The following is a 5,460-nucleotide window of genomic DNA, read 5'->3' as shown; positions in this document are numbered from 1 at the left end:
TAAATGGCAGGATAGTTGAAGAAAAAAAGGATAAAATGAAAATTTTTTTTAAAAAACCATCAAAATGGAGGATGTTGAAGAAGTGGCTGATTATTACTATATGTTATTATTGTCACTTGTAATGGTAATTGGTTCCATCGCTATCATTATGTATTATTATAAAAAGCAAAAGAAACAAGGTAGTTCTTATAAAATGCCAATGAAAGAAGGATTTATTATCATTACTTTTACGCTGTTTTCAGTCATTTGTTTTATATACTCCATACGATTTTTACCAACTGTAATACTTAATCAAACTGAGGAATTTAAAGGAACATGTGATGTGTTTATTTTCGAAGGGGTAAAAAGTGGAGGTGGTTTACAGGTTGAGTTTAAGAAAAAGATTATTGGTTTTTCTCGTCAAGGGTATAGTGAAGACCAGGATGGAGCAGATTAGGGTGAAGTAGAATATTATCGTAATTCAGATATAGGAAGATCATTAAAAATCTATGATTTAAATAACCATACATTAATGAAGCCTAAATAATCTATTTATAACTTTTTATTCAACTAAAGGGTGCAATCCCTGAATAAAAAGGGATTGCTCTTTTGCTTATTGAAGTAGGGTAGAAAACTTTATTGATTAAGATTGTAACTTTTTGTAATTTTATCCGTATAACTGATACCGAACAGAATGCAGTAAAACTTACAATAGAGGAACTAGCCTTATTGAAGTATCGGGGGCGTTACTTTAAGATCCAGCTGCCAATTCAGGTGGCTTTTTTATTCAACTAAAGGAGCAGGATAGTTGATGAGAAAATGGTAATATGAAGATATAAGGAGGTTATTTTATGGTAATTCAATCAAATATGACTTCAAAAGCTATAACTGAAGTATGGGTAGATACAGTACAGGTTTTTCAAAAATACAATGTTCTAATTACAAATAAAGCAATAAAAGAATTAGTAACAGACAACTCTTTACAAGTATTATTAACTGAATTAAATAATGCAGTAGGTAGTTCCACTGTAACTTGCATCGAAGGCGGCTGACAAATGCCATCTAAAAGGGAGTAGGTTACTCCTTTGATACAATTTCTATCAAGTGAAAGGTTACCGTTACTTTAATAAAGAATTTAATCATCGGAGGTATTTATGGGTTATTGTGAAGATATGAGAGAAATGATTGGGAATACACCACTAATATTTGTACGCCCGAGTGTAGCTATCATTAATAATCAAGGAGAAATTTTACTGAGCCGAAATGTAGGTGGAACTTGGACTATTCCAGGTGGAGTTTTACAACTTAACGAGTCAGTTGAAGAATGTATTAAAAGAATTGTCTTGGAAGAAATAGGATTAAAGGTAACGTTGTTAAAATTGTTTGGTGTCTATTCTGGTAAGGAATTAATCAATCGTGTCGAGGGAAGTGGCGATGAATACCATCCAGTTGCAATTGGTTATTTGTGTACCGAGTACGAAGGAGAAATTACACCTGATAGCAATCAAGGAATAGAAGTACAATTTTTTGGATTAAATCAATTACCCGAAGAAATAGACCCTTTTATTAAAAACAAGTTAATTGGGTTAAAAGGTCAACTTGAAAAAAAGTCCTCTTATTAAGCTCACCGGGGCGTTAGTTTAACAAGAAAGATACATATGATCTTCCACAATTGGGCGCTTTTTTCGAGTAACATTCCTGATTTAATGATCGCTGCTCATAAAGCAGTACTTGAAAATGCAGACGAAGATTTGTTTCGTCCAACTCCTGAATCATATAAGTAATATAAATCTAAAAGTTTTACTAAAATGTGTGGTCTTGTTCAACAATCGGGCGCATTTCTAGACCAAGAAATGTGCCTTTCTTAATGAATCGGGCCAAATTATAGAATAGTGAAGGGAACCAACCAAGGAAGGATGAGATAAATGACTTTACTATTAAAAAATACGGATATAAAAGGCCTACTCTCCCCACAGGAACTAATTCCTGAATTAAAAGAAGGATTTGAAAAGTACTCCATAATGAGAAACATTGATGGACAACGTGCAAATTCACCACTCCCGAACGATTATTCAAGTTCAATGATTATTTTTCCTGGTTTGTTAAACGAAATACCCGCATATACCGTGAAGGTTCACGCTAAGTTTCAAAATCAATCACCATCTATTAAAGGAGTAATTCATCTTCATGATTTAAATAATGGTGATTTGCTTTCAATTATGGATTCACCTTATTTAACAGCTGTTCGAACCGGTCTCTCTGGAGCACTTGGTACACATATACTTTCACATTCGAATGCTAGTAGAGTTACAATCATCGGTTGTGGAGTCCAAGGAGAGTTACAATTAAGATCATTAACATATTTTCGTAGCATCTCAAAGGTGTATGCTTTTGATCTAATTCCGGAAAAGGCCCGTTTGTTCGCCGATAAAATGAGAACGGAACTAAATATCCCTGTGTTTGCTTCTGAAAGTTTAGAAGAAGTTACTAAACAAGCAGAGATTATTATTTCTGCAACTTGGTCTGAAGAACCTTTTCTTTTTCCTAAAATGATACAGCCGGGTACACATATAACTACCCTGGGGGCAGATCAACCTGGAAAATGTGAGATCAGCGCCGAACTTATCCAACAATCGGTTTTTATTTGTGATGACATTGATCTTTCTGAAAAAATGGGTGCTATTGGTGGAGCTGGTCTGACAAGAAAGGATGTAGATCCCTATGAACTAGGAGAAGTTCTTGCCGGATATCGATCTGGACGCACTAGTCCAGAGGAAATAACGGTGTTTGGTTCCGTTGGTTTGGCATTTCAAGATCTTGTTGTTGCTTGGAATGTATACCAAAAGGCAATTGAAAAAGGAATAGGAGAAAGCTTTGATTTTAACTTGTAGAAAGTATGGATTTATTTTTGTTTGGTTTTATTATTCAACAAAACCAGCTAATAGTTGTCAACATTTTTCAATAAAAAAATGAAAAATTAGATGATATACTAAAAATGAGCATGCAAAATAACCTTCCTGATTTTCATTATTGGAAGGTTTTGTTTTATGTTGTTAAATATAGTTTTTAAGCCAACTCTTGGAAAGTGGTTTTGTTCTTTAAAAGTGCATAAATTAAGTGTAAAAGCTTATTAACACAAGCAATTATCGCTACTCTATAGGGTTTACCTTCATCGCGTTTTTTATCGTAAAACTCTCTTAATTTTTTGTTTCGAGGTATAACGGTATCGCTCGTCTTTTGTTTACGGGCATCTCGAATTCCACAGTACACAGCCATATATAATGCTTGCCTTAACCTTCTAGATCCTCTTTTCGTTATGCGATTGTTGGTCGCTGTAAACCTTCCAGAAGAGTAAACACTAGGATCTATTCCTGCAAAGGCAACTCTTTTTAGGGTGATTAAACCGATCTATTTCTCCAACTTCGGAAATGATTGTTGCCGCAATCTTTTCTCCGATACCAGGGATAGACTGGATAATCTTATATTCTTCAATTTCTTTAGCGAGGGCATCTATTTCAGTTTCTAGTTGTGATAGATGCTCTTGATATTGAAGAACGATGGTAATTAACATCTTTAGGTTAAAGATATGGCTTTCATACAATTTGTTTTGAAATGGATTTCGTAGTGCAGCCTCAATAAGTTTTTGTGCTTTTTCTTTTGCCCACTTTTCTGAACGTCTGGTACATAACGATACAATCTTGTCAGTTAATATGGATTCGGTAGTATTTAGTACATATTCAGAAGTAGGAAATAAGGAAAGAGTCTGTAAAGAGACTTTTGAATATAAATTACCAAAGACACCTCTATATTCAGGAAATACTTGATCTAGCACTGTTAGAAGCTGTACCTTGGTTTGTGTAGAGATACCTGATATTGTCTCTTGTTGCCTTGTAAGATTACGAAGGTTTAAGAGTTGAATACCTCTTTTCTTATACGGCTCAATTTCTTCTTTGTAGTACAGTTCGCAAAGAAGATAGGCATCGACAGCGTCTGTTTTTACCTTTCTTAAACTTGCGCTCCTTGCTCGATGAGAGATAAGGGGATTCACAATAATATAAACATATTGCTGTTACTCCAAAAATTGAATAACAGGAGAGTGGTAATGTCCTGTTGATTCTAAGATAACCGAAGGTTGCTTACCATCAGCTACTCTTTCAATCTCTTTTAAGAATCCTAATAAATTCTCAAAGCCCTCAACTGTATGCTTTACACTAAAACTTTTACGAAAAGGTTGACCCTTATCCAAGAATGCTTGTACCTGACTTTCCCCTTTAGAAACATCCAGACCTACTACTGGATTCATCATCATCTCCTCCTTAGAAATTAAGATTAGTCGGTTGTCCCTAGCTTGTACTATCATAGGTTCGCTTGTTAAACGGGATCATTGTCCCAACCAGCCTGAAACATGCTTATACAAGTAGGGAGTGAACAGTTTTGCGGACGGGATCAAGTCCCACGGACGCTACGTTCTACTCCGACTACCGCTATAATAAAACCAAATAAAAAAAGTTCAACCAGTAAAAACTGGCTAAACTTATATTACGAACGGGCGCTTTTCTGAAATAAGGAAATCGTCTTTCTTCATGAAAAGGCCAGATTGTTGAATAACACCTAGATATCTAGGTGAAAGTTTAGGCGAGTTTGTGAAACTCTTGTACTTAAAGTAAGGAAGCAGTTTAGTTTAATATAAGTTGAATAAAAATTAGAAATAAATTACAATGAAATAATACATAGAATTTCTATGTATCCTTAATCTAGGTATTAAGTATAAACGAATAAAATACAATTCTTTTCAACGGGGTAAAAAAGTGGCTTTCTTAAATACTTCTAAGTAAGTCCAAAAAAAGGGATGAAAATATTTCACCGGCGATGGGTTTATGAAGAGAATATTTCTTTTACCAATTTCAATTTTACTAATTATTTTTTTGTCAGCTTGTACAAATTCAACTGAGGCATCCAAATCAAACAAAGATAATATTATTGTAGATATTAAAAACAATACTAAGCGCCTATTTTCATTATAGGGCCAGATTGTTGAATAAAACCTAGATATCTAGGCGAAAGTTTAGGCGAGTTTGTGAAACTTGTACTTAAAGTAACGACGCAGTTGTGCGGCCGAGCANNGTTCAAGCCATGGAATTTTCGCTGAGGAATATCCGGATAGCTGGTCCTCTACGCTTCCTTTTGATAGTTGGGTGGTACCTGGGATCCTAGCGATTGTCATATTCGGACTTGGCAATATCACGGCGGCGGTATGTAGTTTTAAAAAAAGGAATAACAGTTCGTGGTATGCATCTGCCATTATGGGAGCTGTTTTCTTCATCGGATTGAACTTTCAGCGAATTATAGTAGGTGAAACGTATATCGTGACGAATCCGTTATTAGCTTTGAGTATTATTCAGTTATGTCTGAGTGGATACGTGTTTTTTGGTTATAGAAAAGAACTCTAAAAAAAATAAAATCGCAAATTTTTCACAGGAG

General features: G+C 34.8%; 4 protein-coding genes and 1 pseudogene. 4 read left to right on the top strand and 1 reads right to left on the bottom strand.

Annotated features, from left to right (window positions below; genetic code table 11):
• The first annotated feature begins 82 nt into the window (after positions 1 to 82).
• From V7149_RS06685 to V7149_RS06670, 4 genes are all read left to right on the top strand, one after another.
• Positions 83 to 436: a hypothetical protein gene (locus V7149_RS06685; RefSeq protein WP_335344868.1), complete on the top strand. Its 354-nt coding sequence runs from the start codon at positions 83 to 85 to the stop codon at positions 434 to 436.
• Between the two features lie 394 nt (positions 437 to 830).
• On the top strand, positions 831 to 1,031 hold the full coding sequence (locus V7149_RS06680; RefSeq protein WP_335344867.1) for a hypothetical protein: 201 nt from the start codon (positions 831 to 833) through the stop codon (positions 1,029 to 1,031).
• A 102-nt stretch (positions 1,032 to 1,133) separates the two neighbouring features.
• Positions 1,134 to 1,601 carry an NUDIX domain-containing protein gene (locus V7149_RS06675; RefSeq protein WP_335344866.1) on the top strand — a complete coding sequence of 156 codons (468 nt, stop codon included), beginning with the start codon at positions 1,134 to 1,136 and terminating at the stop codon, positions 1,599 to 1,601.
• Between the two features lie 303 nt (positions 1,602 to 1,904).
• On the top strand, positions 1,905 to 2,870 hold the full coding sequence (locus V7149_RS06670) for an ornithine cyclodeaminase family protein (RefSeq protein ID WP_335344865.1): 966 nt from the start codon (positions 1,905 to 1,907) through the stop codon (positions 2,868 to 2,870).
• Positions 2,871 to 3,045: 175 nt separating this feature from the next.
• On the opposite strand, the pseudogene V7149_RS06665 reads toward V7149_RS06670, so the two are convergent.
• Positions 3,046 to 4,282, bottom strand: a pseudogene (locus V7149_RS06665) (IS110 family transposase).
• Positions 4,283 to 5,460: the final 1,178 nt, after the last annotated feature.

This window comes from Bacillus sp. JJ1503, from assembly GCF_036965125.1.
Classification (GTDB): Bacteria; Bacillota; Bacilli; order Bacillales; family Cytobacillaceae; genus Cytobacillus.
This window is presented reverse-complemented; position numbering and strand designations above follow the sequence as displayed.

What these genes read in the sequence shown, in the direction of transcription:
- V7149_RS06680 (WP_335344867.1), top strand. Translation starts at nt 831, where the DNA reads ATGGTAATTCAATCAAATATGACTTCAAAAGCTATAACTGAAGTATGG.
- V7149_RS06675 (WP_335344866.1), top strand. Translation starts at nt 1,134, where the DNA reads ATGGGTTATTGTGAAGATATGAGAGAAATGATTGGGAATACACCACTA.
- V7149_RS06670 (WP_335344865.1), top strand. Translation starts at nt 1,905, where the DNA reads ATGACTTTACTATTAAAAAATACGGATATAAAAGGCCTACTCTCCCCA.